The sequence below is a fragment of the Salinivibrio sp. EAGSL genome, assembly GCF_013366455.1.
Lineage (GTDB): Bacteria > Pseudomonadota > Gammaproteobacteria > Enterobacterales > Vibrionaceae > Salinivibrio > Salinivibrio costicola.
Window position 1 is genome coordinate 1 of sequence record NZ_JABWMG010000051.1, and the last position, 781, is coordinate 781.

The 781-nt window shown below is 42.8% G+C and carries 1 protein-coding gene; it reads left to right on the forward strand.

Annotated elements, in window-relative coordinates:
* Positions 1-75: 75 nt before the first annotated feature.
* A partial coding sequence (locus HLG76_RS14645; RefSeq protein WP_175993942.1) for a hypothetical protein occupies positions 76-781 on the forward strand: 706 nt, incomplete at its 3' end.

Here is a 781-nt window from a genome sequence, read left to right on the forward strand (position 1 = left end):
CCTACAAGAAGACGCTAGCGGAAATAGCCGAACAACAAAAAACATCGCCCGCCACCGGTCCAAAGATCAACATCTTTGCAGATAGCTGACATGGTCTACAACACTGAGCAACTGTCGCTACAACCCGCTAAACCACCGCACGGTTTTTTGCAGCAGCTACTCACTAAGGGGAAAGTGTTCCCCTTTACCAAGGCAAATGACACCATTGCTCTATCTTTGGCTGGGGAGATTACGCCCTCTTATCTCAAGGAGATAGAGGGCGACAATAAGTCGTTATACTGGAATGAAGAAAGGTTGAATAGTGAGGCATTGTCCGGCTGGTCTCAGTTTTATACATTTTTACTAACTATGACAAAAATACTATTGATTTTATTTTTGCCTTTGGCTTATTTAATATTGCTTTATCCACTATTATTTGGTTATGCAAGTTGGGATGCTAGGTGGGAGACTTGGTCAACCGGAACCTATGGCCTAACCCTTTATTTCACGCTTCCTTGCTTGCTTATATGGGGACACTATAAACTGGTATGTAAAGGCTACTATTTTTTAGCGCCTTTTTTGAAAAGCAAACGTGTTTATAGCTTAAACCGTCAAACAGGGATGGTGACGCTGTATAAGCGTGGCAATAAAGTGCGCTTTACGCATCCTTTTATAGAATTTGATTGTGTATTGATGTCAGCCCCCAGCCCGCAAGGCCATCTGAACTACAATTTGATGTTAGTTCATCGCTATCAGCCTTACTCTGTGGGTGTACCTATTAGCAACTTAATTGGCACCAACG